At 42.4% G+C, this 18,175-nt stretch carries 14 protein-coding genes and 1 CRISPR repeat array (1 of these 15 running past the window's edge); of the genes, 13 read left to right on the top strand and 1 reads right to left on the bottom strand.

The features are described from left to right. A CRISPR array of direct repeats spans window positions 1-148; the repeat unit is 31 nt; it reaches 267 nt to the left of the window's first position. Between the two features lie 39 nt (window positions 149-187). The 13 genes from BN1938_RS13880 (at window position 188) to BN1938_RS13820 (ending at window position 16,959) form a co-directional block, all read left to right on the top strand. After that, window positions 188-1,633, top strand: coding sequence for a DEAD/DEAH box helicase (locus BN1938_RS13880; RefSeq protein WP_050642699.1), 1,446 nt, complete (start codon window positions 188-190; stop codon window positions 1,631-1,633). 103 nt (window positions 1,634-1,736) lie between these two features. Beyond that, window positions 1,737-5,159 (top strand): ATP-binding protein, encoded by a 3,423-nt coding sequence (locus tag BN1938_RS13875; protein WP_050641181.1) that lies wholly within the window; start codon window positions 1,737-1,739, stop codon window positions 5,157-5,159. Beyond that, window positions 5,137-5,631: a hypothetical protein gene (locus BN1938_RS13870; protein ID WP_148487216.1), complete on the top strand. Its 495-nt coding sequence runs from the start codon at window positions 5,137-5,139 to the stop codon at window positions 5,629-5,631. The genes BN1938_RS13875 and BN1938_RS13870 overlap by 23 nt, the downstream gene beginning before the upstream one ends. Further along, window positions 5,632-6,366: a class I SAM-dependent DNA methyltransferase gene (locus BN1938_RS13865; protein ID WP_050641179.1), complete on the top strand. Its 735-nt coding sequence runs from the start codon at window positions 5,632-5,634 to the stop codon at window positions 6,364-6,366. It abuts the gene before it with no gap. Between the two features lie 230 nt (window positions 6,367-6,596). Then, window positions 6,597-7,055: a DUF2798 domain-containing protein gene (locus tag BN1938_RS13860; RefSeq protein WP_050641178.1), complete on the top strand. Its 459-nt coding sequence runs from the start codon at window positions 6,597-6,599 to the stop codon at window positions 7,053-7,055. Between the two features lie 166 nt (window positions 7,056-7,221). Next, window positions 7,222-8,127, top strand: coding sequence for a hypothetical protein (locus BN1938_RS13855; protein ID WP_050641177.1), 906 nt, complete (start codon window positions 7,222-7,224; stop codon window positions 8,125-8,127). A gap of 453 nt (window positions 8,128-8,580) precedes the next feature. After that, on the top strand, window positions 8,581-9,756 hold the full coding sequence (locus BN1938_RS13850) for a M24 family metallopeptidase (protein ID WP_050641176.1): 1,176 nt from the start codon (window positions 8,581-8,583) through the stop codon (window positions 9,754-9,756). Window positions 9,757-9,775: 19 nt separating this feature from the next. Further along, the gene (locus BN1938_RS13845) at window positions 9,776-11,083 is read left to right on the top strand and encodes an ArgE/DapE family deacylase (RefSeq protein ID WP_050641175.1); all 1,308 of its coding nucleotides are present in this window, start codon (window positions 9,776-9,778) and stop codon (window positions 11,081-11,083) included. 5 nt (window positions 11,084-11,088) lie between these two features. Then, entirely contained in the window at window positions 11,089-12,597 is a 1,509-nt protein-coding gene (locus tag BN1938_RS13840; protein WP_050641174.1) for a sugar ABC transporter ATP-binding protein, read from the top strand. A gap of 9 nt (window positions 12,598-12,606) precedes the next feature. Next, window positions 12,607-13,569, top strand: coding sequence for an ABC transporter permease (locus BN1938_RS13835; RefSeq protein ID WP_050641173.1), 963 nt, complete (start codon window positions 12,607-12,609; stop codon window positions 13,567-13,569). Between the two features lie 31 nt (window positions 13,570-13,600). Then, complete coding sequence (locus tag BN1938_RS13830) at window positions 13,601-14,518, top strand: ABC transporter permease (RefSeq protein WP_197278218.1); 918 nt, start codon at window positions 13,601-13,603, stop codon at window positions 14,516-14,518. Window positions 14,519-14,542: 24 nt separating this feature from the next. After that, entirely contained in the window at window positions 14,543-15,586 is a 1,044-nt protein-coding gene (locus tag BN1938_RS13825; RefSeq protein ID WP_050641171.1) for an autoinducer 2 ABC transporter substrate-binding protein, read from the top strand. A gap of 317 nt (window positions 15,587-15,903) precedes the next feature. Next, the gene (locus BN1938_RS13820) at window positions 15,904-16,959 is read left to right on the top strand and encodes a LacI family DNA-binding transcriptional regulator (RefSeq protein WP_050641170.1); all 1,056 of its coding nucleotides are present in this window, start codon (window positions 15,904-15,906) and stop codon (window positions 16,957-16,959) included. A gap of 281 nt (window positions 16,960-17,240) precedes the next feature. Here the strand turns inward: BN1938_RS13820 and BN1938_RS13815 are convergent, their stop codons facing one another. Continuing rightward, window positions 17,241-18,128, bottom strand: a complete 888-nt coding sequence (locus BN1938_RS13815; RefSeq protein ID WP_050641169.1) for a LysR family transcriptional regulator — start codon at window positions 18,126-18,128, stop codon at window positions 17,241-17,243. Window positions 18,129-18,175 lie beyond the last annotated feature (47 nt).

The following is an 18,175-nucleotide window of genomic DNA, read 5'->3' as shown; positions in this document are numbered from 1 at the left end:
GTGTGGGGACGTGGATTGAAATTTCTTTACAGTGGACGGATTCGTAGAAGAAAGTCGCTCCCGTGTGGGGGCGCGGATTGAAATCTGCAGGTCCTCCATCGTACAGCCATGAAACCCGTCGCTCCCGTGTGGGGGCGTGGATTAAAACCAATTACAAAATACGAGGGCCCAAAGAAAGGCAGAAGATATGACAAATGAATTTTACAAATACGAGCTCTCTGAAGAAATTTTAGAGTCATTAAATGGCTTAGGCTACAATAAACCTACGAGTATACAGCAAAAAGTTATTTTGCCAATGTTAGCGAGGAAAAACGTAGTTGTGAAAGCCCCTACCGGCAGCGGCAAGACGGCAGCATTTGCCATACCAATATGCGAAAGTATCAGCTGGGAAGAAAACGCACCGCAAGCACTAATTCTTGAACCGACCAGGGAACTTGCAGTCCAGGTCAGCGAGGAACTGTTTTATATCGGAAGAAAAAAGCGGCTGAAGGTTCCGGCGCTATTCGGTGGATTTCCGATCGACAAGCAAATTCAGACCTTGCGGCAGAAGACTCATATCGTGACAGGAACACCGGGCCGTATTATGGATCATCTGGGCAGGGAAAGTCTGAAGCTGGAAATGGTGAAATGGCTGGTAATAGATGAAGCAGATTTAATGCTTGATATGGGGTTTATAGATGAAGTTAAAAGAATCCTTTCTCTTGTCCCGGCGGATTGCAGGATATGCCTGTTTTCTGCAACTTTAAAACCAGAGATCCAACAACTGGTTGATGAATTCATACCAGATATGACGATTGTGCTGCAAAGAGCCACAAATGAGCAGGTGGCAGCAATTACAGAAAAGTTATATTTCACAGACCAGGATGGCAAATATGATACATTTCTTGATGTTCTTATCCACGAGAATCCACAAAGCTGCATGATTTTCTGCGGAACAAGAGAGATGACAAATGTTTTGTTTCAGAAGCTTCGCAGAAGACGGATATTTTGCGGGATGCTGCACGGTGAGATGGAGCAGAGGGAACGGCTAAAAACGGTAGATGCATTCAGGAGAGGATGCTTCCGATTTCTGATTGCAACGGATGTGGCGGCCAGAGGAATTGATTTCGAGTACATTACCCATGTAGTGAACTATGATTTCCCAACAAAGAAGGAAACCTATGTACATCGAATTGGAAGAACCGGAAGAAATGGAAAATGCGGTACGGCAATTAGTTTGGTGACTGAGGATGATAAGAGGATGCTAAAGCAGGTGGAAGAGTATGCAGGGCGGAAACTGCCGTTTACAGATCTTCCGGTATTGGATGCTGAGAAAGAAAAAAACTTCTGGAAATCTCAGCGTATAAAAGCAGAGATAAAGCCTAAAAAAGGGACGGCTCTGAATAAGGGGATTACACGCCTTTCAATCGGAGGAGGACGCAAATCAAAAATGCGGGCAGGAGATATTGTTGGAACGATATGCAGTATGGAAGGCGTAGAGGCCGATGATATTGGTATTGTGGATATCAGAGACAGCCTAAGTTACGTGGAAATCCTAAATAGTAAAGGGGATCAGGTGATGGCATATCTTCAGACAAGACCGATTAAAGGGAAGATTCGGAAAGTCAGGAGATCAGGATTGAAAGGGAATTAAATATTCAAGAAAGTTCCCAAAATAGCATACATTGTTCCGCAGTTTTCTGCGGACCCGCCCGCAACTCATAATAAGATATTTCATTACTTAGGAGAAGAACCGAATGAAACCCTACGACTTCTACAATTCATTTTCACCGTTAGAATTCCAGAACTTTGCCAGGGATATGATTCAGATCAGGGAGGATATTTTTATAGAATCCTTTGCAGAAGGTAAGGATATGGGGATTGACGGGAGGCATGTAAGAGCAGATGGCTATACAATAATTATGCAGGCAAAAAGATTACTAAATACCAGCGAGAGGATATTAAGTGTAGCGCGGAAAGAAAAAGCTAAATTGGACAATCTGGTGAAACAGGGAATGCGGGTGGACCGCTATATCCTGGCATTATCGGGAGATTTGACGGTTGAGAAAAAAGAAGTAGTCCGGAAAATATTTTCCCCCTACATTCTGGCATTTGAGGACATTGTCACGGGAGGTGACTTTAATAATTATTTGAGCACTGACCGGGAAAAATACTGGCCTGTTGAGGAGAAATACTATAAACTCTGGATTCAAAATACAGCAGCACTAAAGCGGTCTATCTATGAAGCTGTACACACTCCAATGGTGCATCAATCTGAGATTTATCTCAATGAAGCCATTGAGAAGGCTAATTTATTTGTGGAAACCGATATTTATGAAGAGGCCATTAAAAAGGTACAGAAAAATAAGGTTCTGATCATTTCGGGAGAGCCGGGAGTTGGAAAAACCACTTTAGCTAATCAGGTTGCACTATATTATTATGCAAAGTATCAGTTTCAGGCGTATATATATGCTTCGTCAGTGGAAGATTTGTACACGGCCCAGGGGATAGATGGAAGAAAGGTAATCATTTTCGATGACTTCTGGGGAAGTAATGGGTTTGACGCTTTTGGAAATGGAATGCATACAAAAGAATTAGTTACATTTATTGAATATATTCAAAAGAGGAAGGATTGTCTTCTGATTTTGACTACAAGGGAATATGTCCTGGAACAAGGTTTGAAGAAAAATGAGGATTTTAGAAGGAAAGTGGAATCCAATAAGCTGGAGTGCCGGCTTGATCAATATTCAGAGGCGGATAAACTGAAAATTTATTATGGACATTTAAAGAATACGGTTTTAACCTGGGACCAGGTGAATGCCCTTAAGGGGGCAGAAAGAAGAATTATTAATTCTAAAAACTACAATCCCCGTGTGATTGAAATGTTTACAAAATCGGTAACACCTGATATTGAACCGCAATGCTGTGTTGAAAACTTTATACAGTATTTGGAGTGTCCGGTTGATTTTTGGAAGAAGATATTTACGGAATTATCCCAGGAAGCCAAAGTAGTGTATCTACTAATGGCTATAATGCCCCTTCCTTTAGAAATCAAAATATTGGAAGAGAGTTATTGTAATGTTCTGAAAGCCAATCAAAAATCGTTGGAATGGAAAGGGTTTTCCGAGATTATCATTGAACTGGAGAAGACTGTCGTAAGAACTGATATGTATAGCCTGAATTACTCCGAAAGGATTGTCGTTACATTTCAAAATCCATCGGCAAAGGATTTTATAATGGAATTGTTTCGTGAGAATTTCGAAATCTATCGGGATATTTTGCAACAAGGCTGTATATATTTTTCGCAGTGCGTGGAGTATCTTAAGCTGCTGGATGATATACCCGGTTCAGATGACCTATATGAGACAATGCTGGAAAAAGCAATTTCACTCTTAGAATCTAAATCTATCATTTTTTATAGCAGATACATACGCAGACTTGCTACAAGGGAGGAACGATATAAGTATTATCAAAGATATTATACGAAACAGGATTGTTCAGAACTGGGGTATGGAAGGTACTTTCAATTACTGCTGTTGTATAAGAGCATTAATTGTTTTAAGCTGAAAGGCTGGTTTGAAAAGATATTTACAACCATCATCCGGTCAATCGAGCGATACCCGGAGTCCGTATTAAAAGAGGACTTGCAGGTGTTTCCAGAGATTGCCGTGAAGCTGGAACAGGAAGGCATCTGCGATAATATTGTGTGGATGATGGACGTTTATGTGAATAGTCTGATGAAAAACCGCGAGGAACTGGATGGCAAGGAATTTGCTGAAGCATATGAAAAACTTTGGAATGAATATATTTATTCTAACAGGGAAAAGATTGATCGATATTTGAATAGATATTACAGAGCAGAGTTCTGCCTTGCGGCAGCAGAGAATAATGTGGATGAATTTGTTTATTTGGATGAGCGATGTCATGAGATTTTTCAAAAGTTAGGGCTTGAAATATCGGATGACTTGCATAAAGAGATTGGACATTATGACAGCTGGATAGATGCAGACTATGAGGATTCAGACCTGGATGAAGAAAGCATATCCGGGCTGAGAGAAAATATAGAGGAAATTAAACGGGACTTTAAGGAAAGCTTTTTGGATGTAATTTTACCTACTGAGGTTGAGGATATGGAGGCCTGGTTGGAAATAAATGCGGTGCCGGAAAACATACAGTCTGTTATGAAGGCAGCATTATATAAACACGCAGACTTTTGGGATTTTTTTATCCATGACGAGGAATCTTTAGAGTTTTTAACGCTGCTTGTATCATATACAGGGCATTTGCCGGAAAGCATCTTGGAGGCTTCCAGGGACATAGTCCGGTATATGGCAGAGAAATGTGGAGGAAATAAAGAAGCATTATTTCAAATCATAAACTCTTTTCGCCCTTATGAAAGGAGATTGGGAATTCTATCCAGCGTCGAACTTGAGGCGAAGTGTCCGGATATTGGTTTAGGGGGAGACGACATAATTGATAAAATGCTGGAGTCCCATATTCTTGTACGCAGGCATCACTGGTATCGCCTTTCTAATCGTATGATATTGTTCAGTGTTTATATCGACCATATAGGTCAGCTGTCTGATGCAGAGCGTAATGTATATTATGCAAATGTATTTCAAAAGGCAGAAGATGAAGAACAGAAGGCGGTTTACTGCTTAGAGGATTATACGATACAGAGCTTAATTGCAGCGGGAAGGTCATGGCAACGGGCGAAAGATACGATGCGTTTATCTGAGCTGGCATTATATGAGCTTGATCAGGAGCTGTTTAAAAGATATGAACTGATCCCATTGGCATGTGAATCATATAGTAACCTGTATGCCGATACAATAGATGAGGTGATTCATAATCTGATTGATGAAATGGATATGGAATTTGATGTATTGGAAGATGGTACTCAAACGGGCTGGACACTCTACCAGAATGATTTCTTTTTTGCTTTGGAGTGCATAAGCAGTTTTTCTTTATTTGATGCAATACCGGATAAGTTTACGGAAGAACAGATCAAAATACTCAGGGACAATGACCGCTTGAAATCGGGAGAAGAAGTAGTAAGTTTGAAGCAGTTAGAAGAAATGGATCTGCTCAAATACATGGGAATATACGAACCGCTGGAATTGATTTGGAATGAAATATGTAGATGGAAGTTAGAAGGTGAAAACAATGGATGGTGCTGATAATGTAAAAAACTTAAAAAAGAAATTATTATTTGCGGCAGGGAAATATTCTGATTACAGCAGATATAGTACTACATTGGCTGACCTGGAAAATGAGTATGATGAGACGCTGGAGATATATGATCTGGCTATATGGGAGAATCAATCCAACGGAACAATCCGGGACAAGGCGGTGCGTATGCTGCATGTTACATCAGAACTTTTTTATGATTTAAGTTATAACGCTGAACAGGAATTGTATCATGTTATGGAAGAAATCATGGAACTGGGGGCAAATGAACAGAGACAGATATGGGACCTTGTAATAGAAAAGGAACAAATGACAAAGGAACATTTTGATAAAATGCTCGATGGCTGGTGTGATTTTGAATACTGTCAAAATGATGCGCTTAACACCTTTCTGAAGGTATTAACTGAATATGTGGGAAAACAGCTTTCCATCTATAAGGCCGGGGAAAGCGAGGTGAATTAACTGAAAGATATCTACGAAAAATTTGCATATGATTATGATGAATTCGGAGACATTGAGAATTATCTTGGAAGTGAAAGGCAGTTCTTTAAAGAGATATTGAATGAGAATCAAGTGCAATCCGTATTAGATTGTGCGTGCGGAACGGGACAGCACCTATATATGCTGGCTGAATTAGGGTATCGCGTCTCGGGATCTGATTTTTCTGCGTCTATGCTGAAAGTTGCCTCTAAAAATTTAGAAAGGCATGGGATACAAATCCCCCTGAGCCGATGTGATTTTAGAGAATTACAGGAAGCATTTACAGAAAAATTCGACGCTGTTGTCTGCCTCACAACAGCCTTACCCCATCTGCATACGGATGAAGATTTACTTACAGCACTTATATCCATGAAAGACAGACTGAACAAAAATGGTTTGCTTATATTGACCCAGGGGACAACGCATTTTACATTAACGCTGCCATCAATAGAGGTGGTTGTTAACAGAGATAATTTTTCCAGGATATTTGTGAAAGAGCACGATGATCAATTCCAAACAATTCATGTAATAGATTTATACCATTCTCAAAATAGATTGGAAAATAATCAATATGATATTGTATATAGGATTATTCTTGACGATGAATATAGAGGGCTGTTAACAAAAGCAGGGTTTAATAATATAAACATATATGGTGACTATGATAGAAGTCCCTATGACAAAGAGAGTAAAAGGCTTATTGTTGTTGCTCAGTGAAATGAATGAACACGCCCCTAGTTTGATATTTCCTGATCCAGTCAAGGAAATATCAAACTAAGAGCCTTAAGTGATAATAGAGTGGTAATAGATTTTTTTCTTGACAAATCTTTATTCTATATGGTATTCTTTCTAAGCAAAATAATTTCATATGGTTTAATTGGAAACGCACATTCTCCGAATGATTAACGAACAACACATAATTACAAATCATTCAGGAGGATTTTTTTATGCCCAAAAACAAATTTCAGGATGTAGTCTTTACAGTAATTATGGCACTTATCATGGTTTATGGTATGGTTGTCTACAACGTTGCATTAAATACCGGCAATGTTTCTGGAGAGACCTTTTTACTTGCTCTGTGTGAACTTCCAATTATGGTTCCGATAGCCTTTGTACTTGAATTCTTTATTGTTGGAAAAGCTGCAAAAATGTTAGCATTTACGGTAATGAAACCAACGGACAGACCACAGCTGATAACCTATGTGATTTCCATTTGCATCTGCTGCATTATGTGTCCGGTTATGAGCCTTATTGCGGTATTTTTATTTAAAGAACCCGGTTTCGGTATATGGGTAAAGACGTTCGCGATGAACTTCCCGATGGCTGTCTGCTGGCAGCTGTTTTACTGCGGGCCGCTGGTGCGTTTGATATTCCGCACACTTTTTAGAGAAAAGAAAGTCCGGTAATCTATGCAGATATTTCTGGCTGAACATAAAAAATTATAGCCGGATTTTTAGCGGAGTATGGGTAGTTGTTGCACTGGTGCTGCAATATGTTATACTTTTCTTAAGAACTAATCAGACCTATAAGATACGTGGTATGGTCAATTCAGGAAGAAAGGAATCTTTACAAATGACATCAGAAGAGTGGAAACAACAGCGATTTGAAAATTGGTGCAGGGAGATCCGTCTGCAGAGTCAAATAAAGAATAATGCTCTAAAACCAAAACTTGATACGGAAGATGTGCTGGAGACCGCGGATTTTATATTTTCACCGATCAGGCCATTTGATCGTGTAGGTGACAGCGGCAATCTTCTGCTGGCAAAAAGAAAAGTGAATCGCCGGGAACAGTATCTGGTTAAACATGAATATTGTGACTGCGCTGCAAATGAATTTATATACTCAAAGCTTGCTTGTGCCATGGGGCTGCATATACCTGAATCAAAATTATTTCATATATCGGAAGGCGAAAAACGAAAGTATTTTAAAACAGGATATACAGTTGGCGCAAGATATCTTACCTTGTCAGACCCCGAACCGTCCTACGAACTAATCCGCAGCAGTGCTGTAAACTGGGAGGAATACTTTTCTTTTAGAGCTTTGTACCTATTATTTCTGGAATCAGATTCTTTTGAAGTGGTATTGAATCATGACAATTATATTTACCGTGTAGATACAACTGATGCATTTCACCTGGGAGAGTGGCAGTTGAGCAAAGCTGGGCTTGATATTGACAGTCCAAATGGAAATCTTCAGCAGTTAACCAGGAAAATGATGCTGGATTCTTTGAAAGAAGATTACTGGGAATATATCCAGTTAGAGAAATGGCTGGCTGATACGGTAGAAGAGTATGGCGAGGAATGCAGAAAAGGATTTCTTGGCCCGTTTTATGAGATTCAGGGGATTCAGGAGTCGTATATAGATGACTTTCTGAATACGCTCTGCTACTTTTATCCGGATTTTGTAGGCGACTGCTATAAACAATTTATCAAAGCCGCACAGAAAAAAAGTCATGATTTTTTGCAGGCTGTAAAATAGGGCCAAGGTATCTAAAAAATTTATGGCAGGACTCATGGGAACAAAATCAATAAAAGCGTTGCTGTTTACGTCTTTTGCACATGCACGGTCTAAGCAGTAACATAAAAGCAGCATCTCAAGTAGTATAGGTACTTATAAAAAACATACTTTTATAAATTGAAATAAAAGGTGAAAAGAAAAAGGACAACTACGTTAAAGGATTTTATGACGTGGCTGTCCTTTTTTGTAAAAATGACTAAAATATTTTAGCAAATCCATTAAAAAAGAAACTATAAGAAATAAAACGAAAAATAATATATGTAAAAGTATACAGAAACATAAGGTGAAATATAGATATTATCACTAAAATTAAAATATTTTAGAAAAATAATTGACTCAAATCAAAACAAGTGCTAATATTAACTAAAATAATTTATAAAAAGCCGGCTAAAACATTTATATAGGAGGGATTAAATGAAACCAATTATTAAGGAAGCGGACTTTAAAAGGCGGAAGAAACAAGTTCAAAATTTGATGGCAGATCATAACTTAGACTTAATTGTGGCGTATGCGGACGACAGATTCGTATATGGACAGGCTTACGCCAGATGGCTTGTGAATTATCAGCCGCAATTCGAACCGGCGCTTGTGTTAGTACCAGCAACAGGGGACACCGTTATTGCAACAGGTGCAGAATCCGTAGAATTTATTCTGAATTCATCATATTGTCAAAAAGCATATGCAATACAGGAGTTTTTACATCCTGATGAAGACTATCCATACTGTGAGATAACATCTATGAACAAGGTCAGAAAAGGCCTGGAGGAGCAGATGGGGCGGCCAATCGAAAAAATAGGTCTGTGTGGCGGAAGCGCTGTACCTTACCTAACTATGAAAATGCTGCAGGCGCAGTTTGGCAAAGAGAATATAAGTGATATAGACAGCGGGATGTCTATGCTGCGTGCCGTGAAATCAGAAAACGAACTGGAGGTGATCAGGTATGCATATAAAATAGCGGAAGCAGGCATGAATAGAATCAGGGAGACACTGAAAGAAGGGATAACCGAGAGGGAGGCCGCGGCTGAGGCGGAGTATGTGATGAGAAAAATGGGTTCAGAAGGCATGGGCATAGAGACAATGGTAGCATCTGGAATTCAAAATACGGCACCAATCCTATCCAGAACAACTTCGCGGAAATTAAAAGAAGGGGATTTGATTGTGGTTACCCTTGCGCCAAGGTATGAAGGATATCACGGGGCCATCGCCAGACCATTTTTCCTGGGAACACCTTCCGCAGATATGAAGGAACGGCTTGCGCTACTTAAAGAATCTCAGGAGCGGACAGCAGCGATTCTACGGCCTGGGATAAGCGCCCGGGAGGCAGATCAAGTTTCGCGGCAGTTAATCAATGCGGCCGGACTGGGAGAGCACTTTACATACACAGGAATTCACAGTACAGGCGTTATCGAGTTTGAGTCCCCGATTCTATCCTCGGGAAGCGCTGTAATAATTGAAAAAGATATGGTCTTTTCCATTGATATACCGCTGTTCCTCAACGACTGGGGCGGAATGCGCCTTGAGAATGGCTACAGGATCACAGAAGAAGGCGCAGAACCGCTAAATTCATTAGATATATCATTTCAGATATAAAAGAAGGGAGAGGATGAATATGGGACAAAAAGACAGCGTATTAAATTGGATTGACGAACATCAGGATGAGGCGGTTCAATTCTTGCAGGAGCTGGTACAGATTCCAAGCGTGAATTCCTGGTTTGACACGAAAGAGGCATACAAGGGCGAAGGAAATGCACAGCGTCTGGCCGCAGAATTTATGAAGGAATTAGGCGCGGCAGTGGACCTGTGGGAACCGGATCCGGAAGAATTATCAAAATATGAGGGACAGCCGGGATATTTTGCAGACCACACATTTCGTGACAGACCTAATATGGCGGCTACGCTGAAAGGCACAGGCGGAGGGAAAAGTCTCCTGCTAATGGGGCATATTGATACGGTAAAAGAAGGGTCAGGATGGACGAAAGATCCCTTCGGAGGAGAGATCGAGGAAGGGAGGCTGTATGGGCGCGGGGCGGTAGACATGAAAGGCGGAATCGCGGCCATGATGATGGCTCTGAGAGCTGTCAGCAAATCCGGAATAGTCCTGAAAGGAGATGTGTGTGTTGGGACAGTTGTAGATGAAGAATCCGGAGGAATGGGAGCATTAGCTTTTGTTGACAGAGGTTACCGTGCGGATGCCTGCATCATGACGGAAGCTACGCAGATGAAGATCGCGCCTCTCTGCCGTGGGATTTTATGGGGAAAGGTTACGTTAACGGGACGCAGCGGGCACATTGAGCTCCCACAGAAAGATTGGAGAGAGGGCGGGACTGTTGATGCGATCCAAAAGGCCAGGCTCTTATTGGACTCGTTCGACAGGCTGAATCGGGATTGGTCGCTTCGAAAAGTCCATCCGCTGCTAAAAGTACCGTGCCAGCTCCTTGTGGGGCAGGTGGTTGCAGGAGAATTTCCTTCTACATATGCGAATAAGGCGGAGATCAGCTTTGACATCCAGTTCCTTCCGAAAGAGCGGGACCACTTTGGCGGTGGAAAACTGGTGATGCAGGAAGTTGAGGAATTTATCCGGAAAGTAAGTGAGACGGACACATGGTTAAAAGAACACCCTCCTGTAGTCGAATGGATGGTCAACGCAGACTGCGGAGAGACGGACAGCGGACATCCGTTTGTGCAGACGCTTTGTAATTGTCTGAAAGAGATTGGGTACAAGCCGGAGTTGGAAGGTTCATATTTTCACACAGATATGGGATGGCCTGAGAGAGTAGGCATACCTACCGTCAATTTCGGGCCTGGCGACCCGGCCGTGGCACATCAGGATAATGAATTTGTCCCGGTAGAGGAATACATAGAGGCTGTCAAGATGATTGCATTGGCTATTATGGAGTGGTGCCAAGTGGAAGGGTGAGAAGAATGAAAGCAATTTTATCCCTGAATGATATTTCAAAGGAGTTTGCAGGTGTGGCAGCATTAAAACACATCGATCTGGATATCTATCCTGGTGAAGTTCACGCTCTGGTTGGGGAAAATGGGGCAGGTAAATCCACGTTGATGAAGATTATTTCAGCTGTCTATAGGAAAAGTTCGGGCACGATGATATATAAGGGCAGTGAAGTGGACTTTAAGAGTACGGATGAGGCGAAGAAAAATGGAATATCGATCATACATCAGGAGTTTAACCTTTTTCCGAATCTGAGCGTTGCAGAAAATATTTTTATGGATACCATTAACCAGGATGAGGCAAGGAAAACACATAGAGGGAGAATATCGTGGAAGCAGGTATATGATGAGGCAAATGTGACGCTTAGCGGTATCAGTGACAAAATCCGGGCGGAAGATTTGGTGGAGGATCTGAATGTACAGAGCAAGCAGGTGGTGGAAATAGCCAAAGCGCTGCATGCGCAGGCGGAGATACTGATTATGGATGAGCCTTCTGCTGCACTGCCCGAAAATGAGGTGGAAAACATGTTTCAGGTGATCCGTAACTTGAGGAACCAGGGAGTCGCAATCATTTATGTTTCTCACCATCTGGGCGAGGTTTTCGAAATTGCCGATAAAGTTACGGTTCTGAGGAACGGCGCTAAAGTAGACACTGTAAAGGTAAAAGATATAGAACAGCAGGATCTCATAAAGATGATGATTGGAAATGAGATTGGTAATCTCTATGGTTCGGATGCCGGACAATCTACGGATCAGGAAAAGAATCTCATGGAAGTGACCAGACTTAAGTTCGGTGAAAAAGGGGAAGTGAGCTTCTGCCTCCATCCTGGTGAAATCGTTAGTTTGTTCGGTATTATAGGGGCAGGTGCACAGTCCGTATCGGAATGTCTGTTTGGATTAAAAAGCCACAGCGGAGAGATAAAAATAGATGGTAAGTTGGTCAGAATTAATACACCGCAGGATGCAATGAAGTCCGGAGTAGGTTATATTCCGGGGGATCGAAGAAAATTTGGGCTGATTACTGAGCGTACAGTGAAGGAAAATATTACACTGCCGATTTTAAAAGAACTTTCGAACCGCGCAGGAGTGATCCAAACGGAAAAGGAAAAACCAGTAGTAGATGAATCTATTCAGAAGCTGAAGATAAAAACCACGGGGCCGGAGCAGATTACGAATTATCTGAGCGGGGGCAACCAGCAGAAGATTGTAATTGCAAAGTGGCTGTCAATTCATCCCCAAATTCTGGTTATGGTAGAACCGACCCGGGGAGTGGATATTGGGGCAATGTCAGAAATCTATGAACTGATCAGGCAGCTGGCCCGGTCTGGCATGGGAATCCTGATGGTTTCTTCGGATATGCCCGAGGTGCTTGGCATGTCGGATCGTATTTTAGTCATGAGAAACGGCAGGATTGTCAATGAATATTCAAGAGGAAGTGTAACACAGAGACAATTACTGCATGAAGTGACAAGATCAGAATAGGAGAGGCTTATGAAAAAAAGAAATTTGAGATCCGAAATTTCAATTGTAGTTCTGATTGTTGTGCTGTTTGCTGTATTCAGTTTCATGTCTGCAGAGTTTTTTACATGGAAGAACATAGCGCTGATCCTGAGCCAGTCCACTTCGATTGCAATCATGGGAATTGGGATGACCATGGTGGTTATTTTAGGCGGTATGGATCTTTCGATTGGTTCGGTCGTAAGTCTTACGGCAACGGTTACATGTATTCTGATGCTTAAAGGGGTGCCAATACCTGCGGCTATTTTGGCCGGGATATTGGCCGGGATGCTGTGCGGTTTCATTAACGGATGGATCATAGCAACGCTTGGAATCCCGGATATCATTGTATCACTGGCAACCATGTACATATTCAGGGGAGCAGCCATCGCTGTGAGCCAGAGCCAGTGGATGACTAACTTTCCAGAGGCATTTGATTATCTGGGAAAAGGGACGGTTTTAAATATCCCGTTTCCTGCGGTTGTCACGCTGGTCCTGGCAGTTATTTTCTCATATGTACTGGCATATACCATGTTTGGACGGAAGATTTACGCATGCGGAGGTAATCTGGAGGCAGCAAAAATATCAGGGATACATTATAAAAAAATAAAAATTACGGTGTATGTAATCAGCGGAATGCTGGCGGCCGTTTCGGCAGTGCTCTATGCATCTAAAGTAGGCAGCATACAGGCCTCCTCTGCGGGAACCACTTTTTCGAATGATGTGCTGGCGGCGGCATTGATCGGGGGCGCGAGCATATATGGAGGAATCGGAACCATCTTCGGCACAGTAGCAGGTGCTCTGCTGCTGGGCATGATCAAAAATGCGCTGATATTGATTAAGGTGTCCACTTACTGGATCGATGCCATAACAGGCGGGATGATTCTGGCAGCTATGCTGATTAGTACTTATCAGCAAATTCGGAAAAAGAAAGAGCTGGAAAGGGGGCTTGTCTGATATGGCTTTAAAAGAAGGAGCAAGGCGCCTTATGAAATCAAACACATTTGTGCTGGCAGCAATCCTTTTCATATTAATCGTGTTTTTCAGCTTTCAGTCACCATATTTCTTAAACTTTGATAATATCCTCAACGTTCTAAGACAGATCACAGAAATCGCAATTGTAGCCCTGCCGCTTACACTTATCGTGGTCTGCGGCGCGATGGACCTGTCGGTAGGCTCCATTGTGGGTATGTCAGCGATTACACTGGGGATTTGCTTTGAGAGGGGGCTTCCACTATTCTTAGGCGTTATTGCAGCATTTATCGTAGGAACCATGTGTGGTCTTCTGAATGGATTTTTCGTAGCAAAGCTGAAAATGATGCCTATTATGGTTACCATTGGCACAATGTCGTTGTTCCGCGGGATTATCTATGGAATTACCAATGCAAGGCCGATCAGCGGTTTTCCGAAGTCCTTTTTTACATTAGGCCAGGGGGATATTTTAGGAATACCGATTAATGTTCTGATCACTGCAGTCATTTACATTGTTGGAATATTTATATTAAATAAAACCATCATAGGCAGATATCTGTATTGTATGGGAAATAATGAGGGGACGGTCTTATATTCAGGTATTGATATCCGCAGGATTAGGATAGTGCTGTACGGCATAGAAGGCGCATTATGCGCACTTGCCGGAATCTGTTATGTATCCAGGCTGGGGAGCGCTGAAACAACACTTGGAATGAACATGGAACTGGAAGTGCTTACGGCCGTTTTGCTGGGAGGTACCAATATATTTGGCGGAAAAGGGAAATTGTCAGGAACCATTCTTGGAGTACTTATCATTGGCACACTGCGCAATGGGCTGAACCTGTTGGGGGTTTCCGCATTATATCAGATGGTCGCTATCGGAGTATTAATATTGATAGCAGTCAGCCGTCAGGTGGAAAAGGAGCAAAATTAATGTAGTGGGAAAGGAAGGCAGATTATGAAAAGATTTCTAAGCGTATTACTAGCACTGGTTATGGCATGTTCTCTGATTGCATGCGGGGGTCAGGCTAAGGAAGAGGAAACGGTATCAAAGCAGGAAGAAAAAGAAAGCGATTCATCAGCGGAAGGGAAAAAGACATTTTTTATTAACCCTAAGAATATAGGACCGGCTTATTGGGCGGCAGCTGAAAAAGGAGCGAAGAAAGCCGGAGAGGCTCTGGGAGCGGAAGTCATCTTTAATGCGCCGAGCGATGCGGACTCCTCAAAGCAGATCAGCATGATCAATGATATGCTGGCAAGAGATATAGACGGGCTGGCAGTTTCTCCTAATGACGCGAATGCAATCGGACAGGTTATCGAAAGCGCCATTGATAAAGGGGTAAATGTGATCACTTGGGATTCTGACGCCGCCGAATCAGAGCGCGCTTACTTTGTAGCTGCAGAGACGCAGGAACGCCTTGGTGAGACCTACGTGGAACAGATGGCAAAGCAGATTAACGAGAAAGGGAAAATTGTATTCATGGTAGCAAGTTTAGGAGCACAGAATATGATTACACAGGTTGACGCAGCGAAAGCGTATCTGGAAAAGAATTATCCTGATATCGAGGTTCTGGAGGTATATGCCAGCAATGATGAACAGCAGAAGGCTTATGAAAATGCGCAGAATATTTTGGCCACATTCAAGGATCTGGATGGAATTGTATCTTTTGCCGGTGCGGAATCGCCGGCCGCTGCTGAAGCAATATCCGAGGCAGTTGAAAACGGACAGATAGAGAAGGGCCAGGTAGCCCTAACAGGTTTTGGAATGCCGAGCCTGGTGAAGCAATACGTGGAAAACGGGATTATTGAGAGGTTCTGTGTATGGGATCCGGGCGTACTTGGATATGCATCCGTATATGTGCTAAACGAAATGTCAAAAGGCACGGATATTAGTACATTGACAGAAATTCCGGATGTTGGTGAAATTAGAGTAGATGGGCAGAATGTCTATACCGGTGTCATTGAGATAACAAAAGACAATATTAATGATTATGATTTCTAAAGGTTCGTAAGTAGCACGCTCCCAGTCCCCAACCTGGGAGCGGTGTGTTATGTTTTGGGCTGCTGGTGGTATAGCGTTCATGTATTAAGAGGCTGTAGCGCAGCAGATACTTTCGTTGAAAGAACAAGAGGCATTTGCTATAATGGTAATAGTTACCGGAAAAGTATACTCAAGGGCACCCCGCAATTCATGCCCCGGCGGGCGGATTCGCAGTAAACTGCGGAATAATGTATACCCAAAGGGCACCCCGTAATACATGCCCTGCGGGCGGATCTGCAGCAAAGCTGCAGAATAAAGTATAAGATAGGAGCAGTTCAATGGCTTTAAAAATTAAAGATATCGCAAAAAAAGCAGGTGTATCCATAACAGCGGTATCCTTTGCGCTGAATAACAAAGAGGGAATTAGTGACGAAACAAGGAAAAAAATCCTGGATATTGTAAGTGAGTGCGGCTATACACCCAGAACATTAATTAAATTTGATGAAATTGATCAGCTTCAGCAGGCAAATACTTCGAAGCTGATTTTATTGCTGAATTGTCCAAGCACTCCTTTTACAAAGGTGGAGAGCGGGAATGTATCCCTTTCTTTCTATGAGATTATCAAAGAGGTAGAGAGGAGTGCAAATCAAAACCAATATGATCTTGTGTTTAAATCCATTAATATGGACAGTTCCTTTCAGGAAGAAGTACATAAGATCGTAACGAACTATCATGTGGCAGGTATTATAGTAGCGAGCACTGCTATTCCCTCTTTTTATATAAAACAGGTACAGGAACTGGGAGTCCCGGTGGTTGCAATTGACTCCTACTATTCTGATATTAATGTGGACTGTGTTGTTATGGATAACTATGCAGGCGCATATGCTGCCGGAAAATACCTGATTGAATTGGGACATAAGAAGATAGGATATCTGAAGTCTGTAGCCAGAGTCAATAACTTTGATGAGAGGCAGAAAGGGTTCGAGGCAGCCCTTAACGAGTGCGGCATTGATTTAGACCCTGCAAATATTTATCAGGTCGGTTCGACGATTGAAGACTGTGAGACAGGATTAAGCGAAGCCCTGACAGAGAAGCGTAATCTTCCAACGGCACTGTTTGCCGAGAGTGATTATCTGGCTGTCGGAGCGCTGAAGAGCTTCCAGGGGCTTGGAATTAAGGTGCCTGATGATGTTTCTGTAATTGGGTTTGATAATATTGCAATCTCTGAACTTATGACGCCTAAGCTGACCACGGTTAGTGTGCCCTGGGGGGATATGGCTGATATGGCAATAGAAACCCTGATGAGACAGATCAGGCAGGAGGGGAAGACAAATCTTAAGACAAGAATAGGCGTGGAGCTGATTAAGAGAGAATCCTGCCGGGTGGTTAAATAATAAAATTTCGAATATTGCAGATACTATTGACAAAAATGGAATAATGTAGTGCGTTTGTATTGCAAAAGGAGGCGATGATATGGCAAAAGAAGCAATATTACAGGTTCATATGGATGCAGAGTATACATGGCGCTTTTCAGATAATATGTTGCTGTAATCGTCATCCATGCTTCATCATAGGCGTTACCGGCATCATACTTTTGTGAAAAAGTATGGTAGGGTATGTAAATCGCAATGATGACAGCATTTACTAATAATCATATGCTGAGAATCAAAACGATCTACAAAATTTTTTTAACCGTATCAACATACCGGCATACATCCTCCGGCGCATCAAAACTGTACAGCAGCCCATAAGGAATACTGTATTCCCAATCCACGGGTATTGAAACGAGTCCGGGATGTACCTCCTTCCAGCACTCAAGAGTTAGCAGGACATTCCGGGTCTCCGCACAGCGGTTGAACACCGACAAATCATAAAACTGAGGTGTATCCTCTATATGAATCCGGGGATGGTGCTTTTCCAGGTCATTGCGTAGAAAGTCATTGACCCCGGAATCCCCACGTTCAACCATCATGAATGTTTCCCCATATAAATCTTCAATCCTAATGGATTCTTTTCTTGCAAGGCGGTGTTCTCTGGATACCGCAATCATTTTTTTATATCTTCCAAGCGGGAGAAAATTACAGCGGCGTAGCCACTCTCTGGAATCACATACGCCGATCAAAAAATCAAACTTCTTCCCCAGTTGTTCTATCTCAGCGAGAATTCCCTCGTGATTATCCTCAAAAGGCACAAGGTGCAGTTTGTATTCGGAAAAGTCCTGATTCACGCGGTACCACAGATCCATAAATGGCTTCGCGGGATTCAAAAGTGAGGTGCCGATGCAGAAGGTCGTGTCGCTTAAATGCATGGCCGCTCTGGCGCCTGCTATAGATTTTTTTGAGTAGTCCTTCATGAATTTGGCGTCCTGGTAAATGAGGGCGCCTGCTGCTGTCAGACGGATGCCGGACGGTGTGCGTTCAATCAATTTCAAATCCAGATGGTTCTCCAGCGCATTCATCTGTTTCATAACGGCTGTCGGAGAAATGTACAGCCGCTTGGCGGCCTTTGTAAAGCTGCCGCAGTCGGCAGCTGCGATAAAAGTATCCAGCATATGGTTATACATGAGACACCTCCTATATGAACGAAAAGTTTATACGATAATAACATATC

Origin of the sequence: Eubacterium sp. SB2 (genome assembly GCF_001244405.1) — a bacterium.
In the GTDB taxonomy this organism is placed as follows: Bacteria; Bacillota; Clostridia; order Lachnospirales; family Lachnospiraceae; genus Faecalicatena; species Faecalicatena contortus_B.
The sequence above is the reverse complement of the archived record's forward strand: the minus strand, read 5'-3'. Positions and strand labels throughout refer to the sequence as shown.